Source organism: Achromobacter insolitus, assembly GCF_002209555.1.
Classification (GTDB): Bacteria; Pseudomonadota; Gammaproteobacteria; order Burkholderiales; family Burkholderiaceae_B; genus Achromobacter; species Achromobacter insolitus.
This window is the reverse complement of sequence record NZ_NJIF01000013.1, coordinates 74,837-92,204: the sequence shown is the minus strand read 5'-3', so window position 1 is coordinate 92,204 and position 17,368 is coordinate 74,837. Positions and strand designations below refer to the sequence as shown.

16 protein-coding genes are annotated in these 17,368 nt (G+C 63.5%); 1 reads left to right on the top strand and 15 read right to left on the bottom strand.

Annotated elements, in window-relative coordinates:
* Positions 1 to 12: 12 nt before the first annotated feature.
* From hflK to ndk, 12 genes are all read right to left on the bottom strand, one after another.
* Complete coding sequence (hflK, locus tag CEY08_RS27410; protein WP_042792857.1) at positions 13 to 1,314, bottom strand: FtsH protease activity modulator HflK; 1,302 nt, start codon at positions 1,312 to 1,314, stop codon at positions 13 to 15.
* Positions 1,280 to 2,386: a GTPase HflX gene (gene hflX / locus CEY08_RS27405; protein ID WP_063639648.1), complete on the bottom strand. Its 1,107-nt coding sequence runs from the start codon at positions 2,384 to 2,386 to the stop codon at positions 1,280 to 1,282. The genes hflK and hflX overlap by 35 nt, the downstream gene beginning before the upstream one ends.
* An 84-nt stretch (positions 2,387 to 2,470) precedes the next feature.
* Positions 2,471 to 2,707 carry an RNA chaperone Hfq gene (gene hfq, locus CEY08_RS27400; protein ID WP_006218585.1) on the bottom strand — a complete coding sequence of 79 codons (237 nt, stop codon included), beginning with the start codon at positions 2,705 to 2,707 and terminating at the stop codon, positions 2,471 to 2,473.
* A gap of 157 nt (positions 2,708 to 2,864) precedes the next feature.
* Positions 2,865 to 3,938 carry a histidinol-phosphate transaminase gene (gene hisC, locus CEY08_RS27395; RefSeq protein ID WP_042792855.1) on the bottom strand — a complete coding sequence of 358 codons (1,074 nt, stop codon included), beginning with the start codon at positions 3,936 to 3,938 and terminating at the stop codon, positions 2,865 to 2,867.
* Between the two features lie 3 nt (positions 3,939 to 3,941).
* Positions 3,942 to 5,294 carry a ribosome biogenesis GTPase Der gene (der, locus tag CEY08_RS27390; protein WP_042792854.1) on the bottom strand — a complete coding sequence of 451 codons (1,353 nt, stop codon included), beginning with the start codon at positions 5,292 to 5,294 and terminating at the stop codon, positions 3,942 to 3,944.
* A 25-nt stretch (positions 5,295 to 5,319) separates the two neighbouring features.
* On the bottom strand, positions 5,320 to 6,477 hold the full coding sequence (gene bamB, locus CEY08_RS27385) for an outer membrane protein assembly factor BamB (RefSeq protein WP_063639651.1): 1,158 nt from the start codon (positions 6,475 to 6,477) through the stop codon (positions 5,320 to 5,322).
* 5 nt (positions 6,478 to 6,482) lie between these two features.
* A complete protein-coding gene (locus CEY08_RS27380) occupies positions 6,483 to 7,121 on the bottom strand; it encodes a YfgM family protein (RefSeq protein WP_076812359.1) in 639 nt (212 codons plus the stop codon).
* A gap of 3 nt (positions 7,122 to 7,124) precedes the next feature.
* A complete protein-coding gene (gene hisS, locus CEY08_RS27375) occupies positions 7,125 to 8,411 on the bottom strand; it encodes a histidine--tRNA ligase (RefSeq protein ID WP_088607852.1) in 1,287 nt (428 codons plus the stop codon).
* Positions 8,412 to 8,465: 54 nt separating this feature from the next.
* Entirely contained in the window at positions 8,466 to 9,752 is a 1,287-nt protein-coding gene (ispG, locus tag CEY08_RS27370; protein WP_063639653.1) for a flavodoxin-dependent (E)-4-hydroxy-3-methylbut-2-enyl-diphosphate synthase, read from the bottom strand.
* A gap of 13 nt (positions 9,753 to 9,765) precedes the next feature.
* Positions 9,766 to 10,260, bottom strand: coding sequence for a helix-turn-helix domain-containing protein (locus CEY08_RS27365; RefSeq protein WP_042792850.1), 495 nt, complete (start codon positions 10,258 to 10,260; stop codon positions 9,766 to 9,768).
* A complete protein-coding gene (rlmN, locus tag CEY08_RS27360; protein ID WP_042792849.1) occupies positions 10,257 to 11,411 on the bottom strand; it encodes a dual-specificity RNA methyltransferase RlmN in 1,155 nt (384 codons plus the stop codon). The genes CEY08_RS27365 and rlmN overlap by 4 nt, the downstream gene beginning before the upstream one ends.
* A gap of 44 nt (positions 11,412 to 11,455) precedes the next feature.
* Positions 11,456 to 11,881 (bottom strand): nucleoside-diphosphate kinase, encoded by a 426-nt coding sequence (ndk, locus tag CEY08_RS27355; protein ID WP_042792848.1) that lies wholly within the window; start codon positions 11,879 to 11,881, stop codon positions 11,456 to 11,458.
* Positions 11,882 to 12,223: 342 nt separating this feature from the next.
* Between ndk and CEY08_RS27350 the strand changes: the two genes are divergently transcribed.
* The gene (locus CEY08_RS27350; RefSeq protein ID WP_042792847.1) at positions 12,224 to 15,118 is read left to right on the top strand and encodes a valine--tRNA ligase; all 2,895 of its coding nucleotides are present in this window, start codon (positions 12,224 to 12,226) and stop codon (positions 15,116 to 15,118) included.
* Between the two features lie 100 nt (positions 15,119 to 15,218).
* Here the strand turns inward: CEY08_RS27350 and trmD are convergent, their stop codons facing one another.
* From trmD to rpsP, 3 genes are all read right to left on the bottom strand, one after another.
* Positions 15,219 to 16,043: a tRNA (guanosine(37)-N1)-methyltransferase TrmD gene (gene trmD / locus CEY08_RS27345; protein ID WP_076812350.1), complete on the bottom strand. Its 825-nt coding sequence runs from the start codon at positions 16,041 to 16,043 to the stop codon at positions 15,219 to 15,221.
* Complete coding sequence (gene rimM, locus CEY08_RS27340; protein WP_063639655.1) at positions 16,043 to 16,660, bottom strand: ribosome maturation factor RimM; 618 nt, start codon at positions 16,658 to 16,660, stop codon at positions 16,043 to 16,045. The genes trmD and rimM overlap by 1 nt, the downstream gene beginning before the upstream one ends.
* Before the next feature lie 91 nt (positions 16,661 to 16,751).
* Positions 16,752 to 17,012, bottom strand: a complete 261-nt coding sequence (rpsP, locus tag CEY08_RS27335) for a 30S ribosomal protein S16 (RefSeq protein WP_042792843.1) — start codon at positions 17,010 to 17,012, stop codon at positions 16,752 to 16,754.
* Positions 17,013 to 17,368: the final 356 nt, after the last annotated feature.

Here is a 17,368-nt window from a genome sequence, read left to right as displayed (position 1 = left end):
GACTCCTCCGGGTTAGCGCGACGTACGGTCGCGGGGCAGCGTGTTGCTATTGCTGCTGCCGGAAGACTGAGGCACCGGCGCGGCGCTGCCACGCGACGGCGCCTGGGCGGGCGGGCTGGCCAGGGTGGAGGAACCCGAACCGGCGACACCGGACTTGCTGGCGTCCTGAGCAGCCAGATGCATGATCTTGTCCAGGGGCAGATACAACATATTGTTGTTGCTCTTGGTGTCGACCATGACCTTGCTGGCGCGCGTGAAGATCTCCTGCATGCTTTCCAGATACATGCGCTGGCGCATGACCTGCGGCGCCTTCTCGTATTCGCCGAGGATGCTGGTGAAGCGCGAGGTATTACCCTGGGCATCGCCGACAACCTTGGCCTTGTAGCCTTCGGCCTGCTCGGTCATGCGGGAAGCCTGGCCGCTGGCCAGTGGCACGACCTGGTTGGCATAGGCCTGGCCTTCGTTGATTTGGCGCTCGCGATCCTGGCCAGCCTTGACGGCGTCGTCGAACGCGGCCTGCACCTGCTCGGGCGGCTGCACGTTCTGGATGGCGACGGTGCTGACCTGCACGCCCGTCTGGTAGCGGTCCAGGATCTGCTGCATCAGCGTCTGCACTTGCGTGGCCACCGTCGTACGGCCTTCGTACAGCACGAAGTCCATCGACTGCTTACCCACGACTTCGCGCATGGCCGTTTCAGAGGCCTGGCGGACGGACTCGTCCGGATCGCGCGTCATGAAGAGGTAATCGGGCGCACCGTCGGCGCGCAGGCGATACTGGACGACGAACTGCATATCGACGATGTTCTCGTCCGTCGTGAGCATCAGCGCTTCGGGCAGAACCTTGTTGCGCGCGCCGCCACGGAAACCGACCTCGAACGTGCGCAGCTGCGACACGTTGACCATCTCGTGGCTCTGGATGGGATACGGCAGGCGCCATTGGAACCCGGCTTGCGACGTCGACTTGTATTTGCCGAACTGTGTCACAACCGCGACCTGGCCTTCCTGCACGATGTAGAAGCCGCTGGCGAGCCAGATGCCGGCTGCGACCAGGGCGATCACCCCCAGGCCGATGCGTGCACCACGTGGCGAGGGCGGCGTCATGCCGCCCCGGTTGCCAGGGCGGTTATTGCCGCCCCCGCCCTTGCGCCCGAACAGGGATCCGATGCGATTATTGAAATCGCGCCAGACCTCGTCCAGGTCGGGTGGGCCGTCTCCGTTGCCTTGAGGCCGCTTGGGCGGAGGCTCGGAGCCATTGTTGTTCCCACGACCCCAGCCGGGGTCATTCAGATTGAAGAGTTTGATAATTCGAGGCATTGTTTCCCACAATCTGTCCGGTTTCCGCAATTGCCCCGCGCAACGCATCCAAACCGGCGCGCTCGGTGGCGCTTACAAATACTCGCGCAATCGTACCATGTGCATCGCGCTCCACCCGCGGTTCCAATCCGGCACGATCTATCTTGTTGTATACGAGAATGGTGGGAATCGAGGCTGCGCCGATTTCGGCCAGAACCTTGTTGACCTCGAATATCTGCTCGTCGCGCTGCGGACTGGCGGCATCGACCACGTGCAGCAGCAGGTCGGCATGCACGGTTTCTTCCAGGGTCGCGCGGAACGCCGCGATGAGGCCGTGCGGCAGGTCGCGGATGAACCCGACCGTGTCCGACAACACCACCGAGCCCGCCCCTTCTATCCAGATGCGGCGCGTGGTCGTATCCAGCGTGGCGAACAACTGGTCGGCGGCGTAGCTGTCGGCGCGCGTCAGGGCATTGAACAAGGTGGACTTGCCGGCGTTGGTATAGCCGACCAGCGACACCGACAATGCGCCGCCACGGGCGCGCGCCCGCCGCTGGGTTACGCGCTGGCGCTCGACCTTGTCCAGGCGCTCGCGCAGCACCTTGACCTTGGCGCCGATCATCCGGCGGTCCATTTCGAGCTGCGACTCGCCCGGCCCGCGCATGCCGATACCGCCACGCTGGCGTTCCAAGTGGCTCCACAAGCGAGTCAGGCGCGTCGCAAGATGCTGCAGCTGAGCCAGTTCGACCTGCATCTTGCCTTCATGGCTTTTCGCGCGCAGCGCGAAGATGTCGAGGATGAGCGCGACGCGATCCACCACGCGCAGGTTGAAGGCGCGTTCGAGGTTGCGTTGCTGGGCGGGGGAAAGCGGCTGGTCGAAAAGAACGATGTCGGCCAGCAAGGCCTGAGCCATCGCCACGCCTTCATCGGCCTTGCCCGAACCGATGAAGAATTTGGCGTCGGGCCGATCCCGCCGAGCCGTCAAGGTGCCGACGATTTCCGCGCCCGCACCCTTGGCCAGCATGGCGAATTCCTCGGCATGGGCCGCGAAGTCGGGATCTCCCAGATCCACGCTGATGATCAGAGCGCGCATACATGCACCATATTGGAGCCAAAGCGAAAATGCCCGCCGACGAGGACCGTCCGGCGGGCAATAAAAGGTAAAGCTGGAGCGAGATTACTCAGCAGGGACTTCCACCTGGAAATTCACGGCACGCGCGGGAACGACTGTGGAGATGGCGTGCTTGTAGACCATTTGGGTAACCGTATTGCGCAACAGCACCACGTATTGGTCGAAGGATTCGATTTGCCCTTGAAGCTTGATGCCGTTCACCAAGTAGATCGACACGGGCACATGGTCCTTGCGCAGCGTGTTCAGGAACGGATCTTGCAGAGTTTGCCCTTTATTGCTCATTGGCCAGGCTCCATTTGTTTGTTATTGAGTGGTGGCGTACTTTTTGTACTGGTGGGGTACGCCGAAACTTGTACTCTACAGGGTTTTCCCGGCCCGTGCTACTTGGCCGGGAAGCAAAAGTGACACCAGAGTTTTCCAACTGGAAAGCCCGGACTGCTTAGCCCTGCAGGACCTCCGCAAGCGCCTGCAACAGCAGTTCGCACTGCTCATCGGTGCCCACGGTGATACGCAAGAACTGATCGATGCGTTCATGCCGGAAATGCCGCACGATGATGCTGCGTTCACGCAGGGCGGCAGCCAGGCCTGCGGCATCCTTGGAAGCGTGCCGAGCGAACACGAAGTTCGCGGCCGAAGGCAGCACCTCAAAGCCCAGCGACTCAAGCCCCGCCGTCATCCGCGACCGGGTCTGGATCACGGCTTGGCGCGTACGCTCAAAGTACTCCACGTCTTCCAGGGCCGCTACCGCGCCGGCGGATGCCAGGCGGTCGATGGGATAGGAGTTGAAACTGTTCTTTACACGCTCCAGCCCGTCGATGAGCTGGGCGCTGCCCACGGCGAAACCGACGCGCAAACCGGCGAGGGAGCGCGACTTGGACAGCGTCTGCACGACCAGCAGGTTGTCATAGCGGTCAACCAAAGGAATGACGGATTCTCCGCCAAAATCCACGTAGGCCTCATCCACCACGACGACCGCGTCCGGATTGCCGGCCACGATGCGTTCAACCTCCGCCGCGCTGAGGGCGCAGCCGGTGGGCGCATTGGGGTTGGGGAAAATGATGGCGCCGGCCGGCCCCTGGCGACCGGGCAGATAGTCCTCGACGTCGATCCTGAAATCGGGCGTCAGCGGCACCGTTTCGTATTCGATGCCGTACAGGCCGCAATAGACCGGATAGAAGCTGTAGGTGATATCCGGAAAACGCAGCGGACGTTCATGTTTGAGCAGCGCCAGGAAAACATGCGCCAACACCTCGTCGGAACCATTGCCGACGAAGACCTGCCCCGGTTGCACGCCGACCGTGCCAGCGATGGTTTGCCGCAGGCGGTCGGACGAGGGATCGGGATACAACTTCAGCGTATCGTCGCAGGCCGAGCGGATCGCGTCGAGCACCCGTGGCGACGGGCCATAGGGATGCTCGTTGGTGTTCAACTTGACCAGGTTCTGAAGCTTGGGCTGCTCGCCCGGAACATACGGACTGAGCGTCCCGACCACGGGACTCCAGAAACGGCTCATGGATCAGCTTTCCTGCGTGTAGGGGTTGTGCGAAGACTTGAATTCGATGCGCAGCGGCGTGCCAGCCAAGTCAAACGCGTTGCGGAAACGCGTTTCCAGGTAGCGGCGATAGGAATCCGGAATGGCGTCCAGCGCGTTGCCGTGAATGACGACCAGCGGAGGATTCTGCCCGCCCTGGTGCGCATAGCGCATCTTGGGGCGGAAAATACCCTTGCGGGGAGGCGGCTGCTGCTCGACCGCGGCCTGCAGTTCACGCGTCAGCTTGGGCGTGGACAGCTTGGCAAACGCAGCTGCGTGCGCCGCGTTGATGGATTTGAGCAAGGGCTTGACGCCCTGCCCGCGCAACGCCGAGATCGTGTGCATACGCGCAAACGACAGGAAACGCAGCTTGCGCTGGAATTCGCGTTCGATGCGTTCCTTGGCTTCGCCGTCCAGACCGTCCCACTTGTTGATGGCGACGACCACGGCGCGCCCGGTTTCCAGAACGAAGCCTGCGATATGGGCGTCCTGTTCGGAGATTTCGGTCTGCGCATCCAGCATCAGGAGCACGACGTTGCTGGCTTCGATGGCTTGCAGCGTCTTGATGACCGAGAACTTCTCGACCGCTTCGAAAACCTTGCCGCGCTTGCGCAAGCCTGCGGTGTCGATGAGCGTGTAACGGCGGCCATCACGCTCGAAGTCGATCTCGATGGCATCCCGGGTCGTGCCCGGCATGTCGAACGCAATCACGCGTTCTTCGCCCATCAAGGTGTTGATGAGCGTGGATTTGCCCACGTTGGGACGGCCGACGATGGCCAGCTTGATACGGTGATCGTGCTCGCCTTCCTCGGGCACTTCCTCTTCGGCGGGCGGCTCGGCCAGATCCTGCAGGGCCAGCTCGATCAGGTCGACAATGCCGTCGCCATGCGCCGCCGAAATCGGATAGGGCTGCCCCAGTCCGAGCTCGTGGAATTCCGAAATGGCCGAGCCCGCGCCCATGCCTTCCGCCTTGTTCACCGCCAGCAGCACACGCTGCTGGCCGGATTTACGCAGCAACTGGGCGATTTCGTGGTCATGGGCATTGATGCCCGCGCGGGCATCGACCAGGAACACGACGACATCGGCCTCGGCAATAGCCTGCCGGGTCTGGCGCGCCATCTCCAGCAGGATGCCGTCTTTGGCGACGGGCTCGAAACCACCGGTATCGATGACGATGAAGGGGATCTCGCCTACCCTGCCCTCGCCGTAATGGCGATCGCGGGTCAGGCCGGAATAATCGGCCACCAGCGCGGCGCGCGATCGCGTCAGGCGGTTGAATAGGGTCGACTTCCCGACATTGGGACGGCCGACCAGGGCGACGACAGGCTTGAAAGACACGGTGTAAGGCTTTGTTCTATAGGTTTTAGTTGGCGCCGATCAGGACGAGGTTGCCATTGCCCGTCTGGATCAGCACTCCCTGGGAAGTGGTCTGCGGCGGCGAAACCACAGGACCACCGCCCACCGACAGGCGCGCCATCAGGCTGCCGTCGCTGCGCGACAGGAAATGCACGTAGCCATCCAGATCGCCCACCGCCAACGCTCCGCCCAGCATGGCGGGCGCGGTGACTTGGCGGTTCTTCAATGCTGCCTGCTTCCAGACGTTGCCGCCATTATCCAGCGCAAATGCGTTGATCACGCTGTTCTGGTCCGCTGCATAGGCGAAGCGCTCGTCCAGAGAGAGACCGCTGACGCTGGAGAAGTCCTTGGCCCACAGCGGACGGCCACCGGCCGTGACGTCGAAGCAGACGATGCGTCCCTGGTAGGCCACGCCGCACAACAGGTTGCCCGCGATGCGAGGCGCGCCGACCACGTCGGTCAGGCGCTCCAGGTCGCTCGCGCCGCGCGGCGTTGCCACCGTGCCTTCCCATTGCACGTTACCACTATTGGAGGCGATGGCCAGGAGCTTGCCGCCCGGCAGGCCCGTAATGACCAGACCTTCGGCCAGCACCATCTGCGACACGCTGCGCAGGGCCAGCGAGGGACCGGGACGCTGCACGTTCCAGACGCGTTCGCCATTGTTGGCGTCGAAGGCCTGGATGCGGTAGTCGCCGCTGCGCACGACGACGATGCCATAGCCCACGACGGGCGGGATGGTGACGTCGCTGGTGGCGCGGACCTTCCACTTCACCTTGCCGGTGTCGTCGAAGGCGATGACGTCGCCATTCGGCGAGGCGACCGCCGTGGTAGTGCCATCGCTGCCAGCGCCGGCGGACAACTTGCCGTCGGTCTTGGCCGTCCAGATGGCGCGGCCGCTTTGCAGGTCATACTTGCCGACCGAGCCGTCAGGAGTGGCGGCGTAGATGGCGTCGCCCAGCACCGTGGGCGCAAAGCCCAGGCCCGAACCGCTGCCGACGGACACGCTCCAGACCTGGCGCACGGACATGCCGGCCTTGTATTCGGTCAGGGGCGCGGGATCGTAGCGGCCGTCATCATGGGAAAACATGCCGCATCCGCCCAGGGCGAGCAAGCCCGCCAGGCAAACGGCGCCACGCCACATACGACCAGGTGCAAATTTACGCATTACAGTCACGCTCCGCTCAGGGCATCCAGTTTCAGTTGCACAACCTGGGTCAGGGGATTTCCGGCGCCCAGGCCATCGATGGCGCTTTGCCAGGCCGCGCGCGCTTCATCGCGCTTGCCCTGCGCGGCGAGGATATCGCCGCGGCGGTCCGCGAACAAGGCGGCAAAGGCGGCCGGCGGATTGTTCAGTTGGGCCAAGGCGGCATCGTATTGCTTCTGGTCCAGCATCATGCCGGCCAGGCGCAGGCGCGCCACGGACTGCATCGACGGGTTCTTGCTTTGCGCGGCCAGCCATTCCAGCTGTTCACGGGCGCCGGCATCGTCCTTCTGGGCCTGCAGCGCCTGGGCTGCCACCAGGGCGCCGCGCGCGGCGTAGCCCGTGGAAGGATACTGCTCGCGCAGCGTGGCCGCAGCCGTCTTGATGCGCACCGAGGAATCCGCGCCGCCCAGACGGGCCGCGTCTTCCAGCGCTTCGAAGTAACCCATGGCCTGGTTGGCTCGGTGCGACTGGTAGGCCTTCCAGCCCCACCATCCGCCCCAGGCCAGCGCAACCGCGGCCACCAGCGTCACCACCAGGGTACCGTAGCGCGCCCACCAAGCCTTGATCGCGTCGAGTTTTTCCTGTTCTTCCAGATCGTATGCCATGCATTAACCCTTGTTATTCAATACGTCGGCCAATCCCGCCAACGGGACTTGCTGCTGGGCGGCCTCGCCCTGCGCGTCGGCGCGCAGGAACTTGACGCTGGCCGTCTGCGCAGCCACCTCGTCGGCGCCAAGAATAACCGCAACCCGGGCGCCGCTGGCATCGGCGCGCTTGAATTGCGACTTGAAGCTCGCAGAACCTGCATGGACGATGACCGACAGGCCGGCATCGCGCAGGTCTTCGCCAACCCGCGCAGCCAGGCGCTGGGCCTCTTCGCCCTGGTGCACGACGTAGACGTCGCACTCGGCCGGCTGTTCGACCTGCACGCTCTGTTCCCAGAGGTCCAGCAGGCGCTCCATGCCGATCGCAAAGCCCACGGCGGGCGCAGGCTTGCCGCCCAACAGTTCGATCAGGCCGTCATAGCGGCCGCCGCCGCATACCGTGCCCTGCGAGCCAAGGCGATCGGTGACCCACTCGAACACCGTGAGGTTGTAGTAATCCAGCCCACGCACCAGACGCGGATTCAGGCGGTATTCGATGCCGGCGTCGGCCAGGCGCTGGCAAACGCCATCGAAGTGCGCGCGCGATTCCTCGCCCAGGAAATCGAACAGGCGCGGCGCGCTGTCGGCCATTTCCTGCATGGCGGGGTTCTTGGTATCCAGGACTCGCAGCGGATTGCTGTACATGCGGCGCTGACCGTCTTCGTCCAGGATGTCGCGGTGCTTTTCCAGGTGCTCGATCAGCGCGGCGCGGTGAGCAGCGCGTTCGGACGGCTGGCCCAGCGAGTTCAGTTCCAGGCGCACGTCGGTCAGGCCCAGCAGCTTCCACAAGCGAGCCAACATGACGATCAGCTCGGCATCCACATCGGGACCGGCGAAGCCAAGCGCTTCGACGTCGATCTGGTGGAACTGGCGATAGCGGCCGCGCTGCGGACGCTCGTGGCGGAATACCGGACCGATGGAATAAACCCGCTGCGGACGGTCGTACAGCAGATTGTGCTCGATGGAGGCGCGCACGATGCCGGCGGTCATTTCAGGACGCATGGTCAGCGACTCGCCATTGAGCGCGTCGGTGAACGTATACATCTCTTTTTCGACGATGTCGGTCACTTCGCCGATGCCGCGCGCGAACAGGCGCGTATGCTCAAGCACGGGCGTACGCACATTGCGATAGCCGTAGCCGCGCAGCCAGCCGCGCACGATTTCCTCGAATTGCTCCCAGCGGGCGCTTGCCCCCGGCAACAGATCATTCATGCCGCGTATGGCGGCGACTTTCTGGAAAGCTTGAGTCATCTTGATCATGCCGCATCGCGCGCCGGCAAGCGCGCTAGCGGCTACACCCTTACTTTAATGAGAGGCGAGCGCGCCGTAGCGACGCGCGACGTAGTCTTCGACGATGGCCTGGAACTCTTCGGCAATATGGTCACCCTTGAGCGTGACCGTGCGTTCGCCGTCGACGAATACCGGCGCTGCCGGCACTTCGCCGGTGCCCGGCAGGCTGATGCCGATATCGGCGTGGCGGCTTTCGCCCGGCCCATTGACCACACAGCCCATGACGGCAACGTTCATGCTTTCGACGCCGGGATACTGGGCGCGCCAGACCGGCATCTGGCGGCGCAGGAAGGTCTGGATGCTGTCGGCCAGTTCCTGGAAGAACGTGCTGCTGGTGCGCCCGCAGCCGGGGCAGGCAACAACCATGGGCGTGAATGCGCGCAAGCCCATGGTCTGCAGGATTTCCTGCGCCACGACGGCCTCGCGGCTGCGGTCGCCACCAGGTTCGGGCGTAAGCGAAATGCGTATGGTGTCGCCTATGCCTTGCTGCAGCAGCACAGCCAGGGCGGCGGTGGACGCGACAATGCCCTTGCTGCCCATGCCGGCTTCGGTCAGGCCCAGATGCAGCGGGTAGTCGCAACGCGCGGATAGATCGCGGTAGACGGCGATCAGGTCTTGCACATGGCTGACCTTGCACGACAGGATGATGGCGTCTCGCCGCAGGCCCAGTTCTTCGGCGCGCCGCGCATTGCTGATGGCGGACACGACCAGGGCGTCGCGCATCACGGCCTGGGCTTCCCAAGGCTGGGCGCGCTGGTTGTTTTCGTCCATCTTGCGCGCCATCAGCTCGTGGTCCAGGCTGCCCCAGTTCACGCCTATGCGCACCGGCTTGTCGTAGCGGCAAGCCACTTCGATCATCTGCGCGAAGTTGTCGTCGCGCCGCTTGCCGCCGCCCATATTGCCCGGGTTGATCCGGTACTTGGACAATGCTTGCGCGCATTCGGGGAACTGCGTCAACAGCTTGTGGCCGTTGTAGTGAAAGTCGCCGACCAGCGGCACATTCACGCCCATGCGGTCGAGCTGTTCACGGATGGCAACGACTTCGCGAGCGGCTTCGGGAGTATTCACCGTGATCCGGACAAGCTCGGAGCCGGCCTGAGCCAGCTCCTTGACCTGAATCGCGGTGGCGATCGCGTCCGCCGTGTCGGTGTTGGTCATGGACTGGACCACGACCGGGGCATCGCCGCCGATCTTCACGACACGATCGCCCCACTTCACCGCCACCGAGCGCGTGGCGCGGCGCTCGGCCGCCCCCACGGAGGGAGGCGGGGCATCCTGGCAAGGCAGAGAAGATTCTTGCATCGGTGGAACCGGTTTACTTGGTCGACTTCGGCAGCCAGTCGGAAGGCAGCCAGTGCTGCGGCAACCAGCCTTGCCAGAAGGCATACGCCACCCCGGCAGCCAGCACCAGCACGATGGCGATGAGCCAGCCCCAGGAGGTCGAGGACGAACGATCGTCGTCGGCGCTGGACTGAGGAATGGAATGCGCCGAATGCAGGGCGCCCGGGCTGAGCTTCACCGGGCCGGTGACGCGCGCCTTGGGATCCAGCGAGTCGACGATGGCTTGCGAATCCGCGCCCAACAGGCGCGCGTAATTGCGCACCAGGCCGCGCAGCGAAACGCCAGTGGGCAGATTGCCCCACTGCTCGTTTTCCAGGGCTTCGATTTGCTTCGTGGAAAACTTGATGCGGCTGGACACTTCGTCGAGCGACCAGCCCTTGGACTGGCGCAGCGCGCGCAATGCCGAGCCGACGCTGCCCGCAGCGCCTGCGGGCGTTTCTGAAACTGCAGAAGCGAAATCCTGCGTCATGCATGCACCTGTTTAATTGGTATGGTCTGGCGCTGTGCGGCGTTCCGTTCGGTGATCCGGGTACGGTCGCGCACTTCTCCGGCCAGTTGACCACAGGCCGCATCGATATCGTCGCCCCGGGTCTTGCGGACGGTGGTGATGATGCCGGCGTCCATCAGGCGCTGGGCAAACACCTTCACCCGCGCCGAGTTCGAGCGTTTCAGGCCGGACTCGGGGAAGGGGTTGAACGGGATCAGATTGAGCTTGCAGCGCAGCTGGCGTGCAATTTGGATCAGTTCCTTGGCGTGCTGGTCGGTGTCGTTGATGCCGTCCAGCATGCAGTATTCAAAGGTGATGAAGTCGCGCGGGGCGAACGCCAGGTAGCGTTCGCAGGCAGCCAGCAGCTCCTTCAAGGGGTACTTCTTGTTCAGCGGCACCAATTCGTCGCGCAGCGCGTCGTTGGGCGCGTGCAGGGACACGGCCAGCGCCACGGGACAGTCCTGCGACAGCCGGTCCATCATGGGGACCACGCCGGAGGTGGACACGGTGACACGGCGGCGCGACAGGCCGTAGGCGTTGTCGTCCAGCATCAGGCGCAAGGCAGGCACGACCTGATCGTAATTGAGCAAGGGCTCGCCCATGCCCATCATGACCACATTGCTGATGACGCGCGTATCTTCGGTGGCGCGGGCGCCTTCCAGGCGCGCGGTGCCGATGTCGGCTTCCAGGACACGCTTGGCCCACCATAGCTGGCCGATGATCTCGCTGGTCTTCAGGTTGCGGTTGAAGCCTTGGTGCCCGGTCGAGCAGAAACGGCAGTTCACGACGCATCCGGCCTGGCTGGAAATGCATAGCGTGCCGCGGTCGTCTTCGGGGATGAAGACGGTTTCGATGGCATTGCCCTGCCCCACGTCGAACAGCCACTTGCGGGTGCCGTCGGTCGAGCGCTGCTCGATGTTGACGGGCAATGCCTCGATGCGGCAATGCGTCGCAAGCTGGCTGCGGAAATCGCGGGCCAGGTCGGTCATGGCGTCGAACGAATCGGCGCCGCGCTGGTGCATCCAGCGCTGCAACTGGCGAGCCCGAAACGGCTTGCCGCCCCACTTTCCGACCAGTTCGGAGAGGGCGGAGCCGTCAAGCCCCAGCAGATTGATTCGTTCGACGGATTCCATGGCCAGGGTAAAACCAAAAAGCTAGAACAGGTGTTCCGCGAAAATCAACGGCTGTGGATGTTGATTTCGGGGAAGAAGAAGGCGACTTCGACAGCGGCCGTTTCCGGAGCGTCCGAGCCGTGCACGGCGTTGGCGTCGATGCTGTCGGCGAAGTCGGCGCGGATGGTGCCGGGAGCAGCCTTCTTCGGGTCCGTGGCGCCCATCAGGTCGCGGTTCTTCTGGATGGCGTCTTCGCCTTCCAGCACTTGCACGAACACGGGGCCCGAAACCATGAAGTCAACCAGGTCCTTGAAGAAGGGGCGTTCCTTGTGCACGGCGTAGAAACGCTCGGCGTCGGTGCGCGACAGCTGGGCCAGGCGGGCGGCGATGACCTTCAGGCCGGCTTGCTCGAAACGGCCGACGATCTGGCCGATGACGTTCTTGGCGACGGCGTCGGGCTTGATGATCGAGAGGGTGCGTTGAATGGACATAAAGAACTCCGAAAACTGATTTCTGACTTGGTTTCTGATGAATTGCCTGGCGTGGCTCTGCGCTTGTCGGTGTCACCCTTGAAGCGTCATCGCGCTGTTGGCGCACGGGCGGTCCGAAACGAATGCTTGTCTCGGGCCGTCCCGAACCACTGGTCCAAGGCAGGGATTCGACACTGCCTACCTGTCGGACTAGCCCGGAATCCTCAATGAATTCAGGGACTTCTAAAAGGTTTACAGTAACCCGGTATTCTAACACGCTGAGAAGACCGTATTACATCTTAAAATGTGCGGTTTGCCGCCCGTCTCCCTAGCCCGGGCGCCCCTGTTTGCCGGAACCCTGCAATGACTCAAGCTGCTCCCCCGAACGCCGCGAATACCGCGAGCGACACCCAGGAACTCTCCAAGAGCTTCGAACCCTCCGAGCTGGAATCCCGCTGGTACGCCGAGTGGGATAAGCGCGGGTACTTCCAGGCGGGCCAGCATGTAAAAACGGGGACCGATAGCCAGCCCTATGTCATTCAGTTCCCGCCGCCCAACGTGACGGGCACGCTGCACATGGGCCACGCCTTCAACCAGACCATCATGGACGGACTGGTCCGCTACCACCGCATGCTGGGCGACGACACGGTGTTCATCCCCGGCACCGACCACGCAGGCATTGCCACGCAGATCGTGGTTGAGAGACAACTGGACGCCCAGAAGGTTTCCCGCCACGACCTGGGCCGCGAGAAATTCGTGGAAAAAGTGTGGGAATGGAAGGAAAAGTCCGGCAATGCCATTACCAGCCAGGTCCGCCGCCTGGGCGCCTCGGCCGACTGGCCGCGCGAATACTTCACCATGGACGACCGCATGTCGCGCGGCGTGGTGGAAACCTTCGTGCGCTTGCACAAACAGGGACTGATCTACCGCGGCAAGCGCCTGGTCAACTGGGATCCGAAGCTGCTGACGGCCGTTTCCGACCTGGAAGTGGTGTCCGAGGAAACCGACGGCCACATGTGGCACATCCTCTATCCCTTCGTCGACGGCCCGCAAACCATAGTCGACAAGGAAGGCCAGACGGTTACGCTGCGCGGCCTGACCATCGCGACGACCCGCCCGGAAACGATGCTGGCGGACGGCGCGCTCTGCGTGCATCCCGAAGATCCGCGCTACAAGCACCTGGTCGGCAAGGAAGTGGAGCTGCCGCTGTGCGACCGCAACATTCCCATCATCGCGGATGATTTCGTCGACCCCGAATTCGGCACGGGCTGCGTGAAGATCACCGGCGCCCACGACTTCAACGACTACGCCTGCGCGATACGCCACGATCTGCCCATGATCGTGATCTTCACGCTGGACGCGCACATCAACGAAAACGGCCCGAAACAGTTCCAGGGCATGGAGCGCTATGAGGCCCGCAAGGCCGTGGTGGCACAGCTGGAAGCTGAAGGCTATCTGGTCAAGGTCGAGCCGCACAAGATGATGCAGCCCAAGGGCGACCGCACCGGCGTCGTGCTGGAACCGATGCTGACGGACCAATGGTTCGTGGCGATGAGCAAGCCTGCGCCCGAAGGCACGCTGAATCCTGGCAAGAGCATTACCGAGGTCGCACTGGAAGTGGTGGCCGATGGCCGCATCCAGTTTTACCCGGACAACTGGACCACCATCTACAACCAGTGGCTCAACAACATCCAGGACTGGTGTATTTCCCGCCAACTGTGGTGGGGCCATCAGATCCCCGCCTGGTATTCCGAGGATGGCCAGGTCTTCGTGGCACACGACGAAGCCGAAGCCACGGCCCAGGCCCGCGCAGCCGGGGTGACCGGCGAACTCAAGCGCGATCCGGACGTGCTGGACACCTGGTTCTCGTCGGGCCTGGTGCCATTCACCACGCTGGGCTGGCCTGAAAACACGCCGGACCTGCAGCGCTACCTGCCGTCCAGCGTGCTGGTCACCGGCTTCGACATCATTTTCTTCTGGGTGGCTCGCATGGTCATGCTGACCACCCACCTGACCGGCCACATCCCGTTCAAGCATGTCTACGTGCACGGCCTGATCCGCGACGCGGACGGCCAGAAGATGAGCAAGTCCAAGGGCAACACGCTGGATCCGGTGGACCTGATCGACGGCATCGATCTGGACGGATTGGTGACCAAGCGCACCTACGGCCTGATGAACCCGAAGCAGGCCGGCGCCATCGAGAAAGCCACGCGCCGCCAATATCCGGACGGCATCCCGGCCTTCGGCACAGACGCGCTGCGCTTCACGATGGCCGCCTACGCCACGCTGGGCCGGAATATCAACTTCGATCTGAAGCGCTGCGAAGGCTACCGCAACTTCTGCAATAAGCTGTGGAACGCCACGCGCTTCGTGCTGATGAACACGGAAGGCCACGACCTGACCGGCCCGGACGCTGGCGAATTGTCCTTCGTGGACCGCTGGATCGTGAGCCAGATGCAGGCACTGGAAGCGGACGTCGCGCGCGGCTTTGCCGATTACCGCTTCGACAACATCGCCAACTCGCTCTACCGCTATGTGTGGGACGAGTACTGCGACTGGTACCTGGAACTGGCCAAGGTGCAAATCCAAACGGGCACGCCGGCCCAACAGCTAGGCACGCGCCGCACGCTGATCCGCGTACTGGAATGCGTGCTGCGCCTGGCGCACCCGATCATTCCGTTCATCACGGAAGAGCTCTGGCAAAAGGTGTCGTTGGTGGCCGGCAAGCGCAAGGAAGGCGTATCGGACAGCGTCAGCGTCCAACCGTATCCCCAAGCCAACCCTGCTGCGGTGGACACGGCCGCCGAAGCCGACGTCGCCGAGCTGAAAGCTCAGGTCGAAGCCGTTCGCGCCCTACGCGGTGAAATGAACCTGTCGCCCGCCCAGAAGGTGCCGCTGTGCGCCCAAGGCGACGCCCCCACGCTCACCCGCAACGCGCCGTACCTGGCCGCGCTGGCGAAGCTTAGCCAGGTCGACGTGCTTGACGCCTTGCCCGACGCTGGCGCACCGGTACAGGTCGTGGGCGGCAGCCGCCTGATGCTGCATGTTGAAATCGACGTTGCGGCTGAACGCGTGCGCCTGGATAAGGAAATCGCGCGCCTGGAAGGCGAAATTGCCAAGGCCAACGGCAAACTGTCCAACGCCAGCTTCGTCGAACGCGCACCGGCCGCGGTGGTCGAGCAGGAAAAGGCACGCGCCGCGCAATTTGGCGAGACCTTGCAAAAGGTGCGTGAGCAGCGCGCCAAGCTGGGCAACTAGGCCCACCCATCGCTGAAAGCAAAAACCCCGGACCTGGATCCGGGGTTTTTCTTTGTCCGTCGCCAGCAAGCAAAACGCGTAAGCGAGAAAGCAGACAGCCTCAGGAGGCCTTGGGCGACTTGGGACGGGACGAGCGGCGCCGCTTGGCAGGCTCAGGCAAAGGCGTGCCCGCCAGCGCGGCCAGAAAGCGCTCATCAGCCTGGGTCAGCACCCCTTTTTCGCGCGCAGCATCGATCAGTTCGGGACGCCGGGCCGTGGTCAGCTCCAGCGAACGCTCGCGCCGCCAGCGGGCAATGTTGGCGTGATGCCCGCTAAGCAGAGGCGCGGGCACGGGCTCACCCTCGTAGACTTCGGGACGCGTGTAATGCGGACTGTCGAGCAGGCCGGACAAGGCATCGTTGAACGAATCCTGGAGCGCGGACTCGCCGTCATTGAGCACGCCGGGCAGCAGCCGCACGGCGGCGTCGATCACAGCGAGCGCGGCGATCTCCCCACCCGACAGCACAAAATCGCCCAGCGAGATTTCCTGCGTAACGCAACGCGCGATAAAGCGTTGGTCCACGCCCTCGTAACGGCCGCAAATGAGGATGATCCCCTCGCTTGCCGCCAGAGATTCAGCGCCCGCCTGATCGTAGCGCCGACCGACCGGGGCCAGCAGCGCAACAGGGGCACGGCCCAGGCCAAGCGCTGCGCGCGCGTCCTGGGCGGCATTGACGGCGGCTTCCAGAGGCCCCGCCATCATCACCATTCCGGGACCGCCGCCATAGGGGCGGTCGTCCACGGTGCGATGCACGTCGTGCGTGAAATCACGGGGATTCCAGGCATGCAGGGACCACCGGCCCTGGGCATGCGCCCGGCCGGTGACACCCAGGTCCCGCACTACCCCGAATATTTCGGGAAAGAGCGTAACAACGTCGATGCGCATCAAAGATCCGCCGGCCAGTCGCTGTCTATGCGGCGAGCAGCCAGATCGACGGCGTGTATGTGCGCGCGCACGAACGGAACAAGCATTTCGGCGTGTCGGCCCTTGGCGTTCAGGATGGGCTCCGGACCTTCGGCCCCCACCCTTTGGCGCAAGACCCTCAAAACGGCATGGGCGCCATTGTCGAGGACCTCGTCGACCACGCCCAGCAGCTCAGGCTCGCCGTTGGCACTGGTGTACAGCGCGCAACCGATGAGATCGACCCAGTAGTATTCGTCTTCCTCAGGCGCGGGAAAGGATCCCCGCGGAGCCTGCACGGAACAACCGCGCAAGGCCTCGGCCTGATCGCGATCCGCAATGCCCGCCAGCTGAGCCACCACGGTGGCCCCTTGCGAACGGGCTTGCACAACCTTGTATGCGACAGGCGCAGACGCGACAACGCCCCGCGCCAATTCAGGCACAGGGCGAGTCAACCACCATTGAGATGCTGAGAGCAGCACTTCGGCATTGGCCGAATGTGGCTGCACCTTGACCCAGCCTTTCACACCGTAGGCTGCACTGATGCGGCCCAGCTCGATCAAATCCGTCGGCGCCGCGTTGGAGGTTGCGGCATCAGGCATGTATCGTGCTCTTGGTAACTATGAAGCAGCTATGAATGGCAGCTTTTGAAAGCGCAGTAAAGCTCAGGGCTCGGGTATGCGACGCGGGCAATTAAGCCGCGGCGGAAACCTTGGCCGAGTACTCTTTGACCAGACGCTCGACAGCGGGCGACAGTTGGGCGCCGTTGCTGGTCCAGTGTTGCACGCGATCCAGCGCAATGCGCAGGCTTTCCGTGCCTTCGCTGGCTACGGGGTTGTAGAAACCCACGCGCTCGATGAAACGGCCGTCGCGACGGTTACGCGAATCGGTGGCCACCAGGTTGTAAAACGGACGCTTCTTGGACCCACCGCGGGCCAGGCGAATCACCACCATAGGTAATCCCTTGAATTAGTTGTGAAAAACGGGAAATTCTAGCACTTAAACAAGCCTGCTGGCAAATGACGGTGCCGAATTGTGCGTAGCGGCGTGATTTGTATCCTAAAACACCACATCCGGGTATCCTACAAATACGGGCCGGGGGCCCGCGCCGCAATTCGAAGTGTAGCCGCCCCGCCCCGTTCTTGCCTGTCTTAGTGCGTCAGAACTCAGTGCGTGTGAAGAAATAACCCGATTCAGGAGATCGGTTTTATGTCGACCTACGCAAGACCCCGCGCTTCGATCCCCCCTGCCGCCTCGCCACGGCGCCGCCACCGCACTGGCATCAAGCCCTCATCCTGACCCGCGGCATT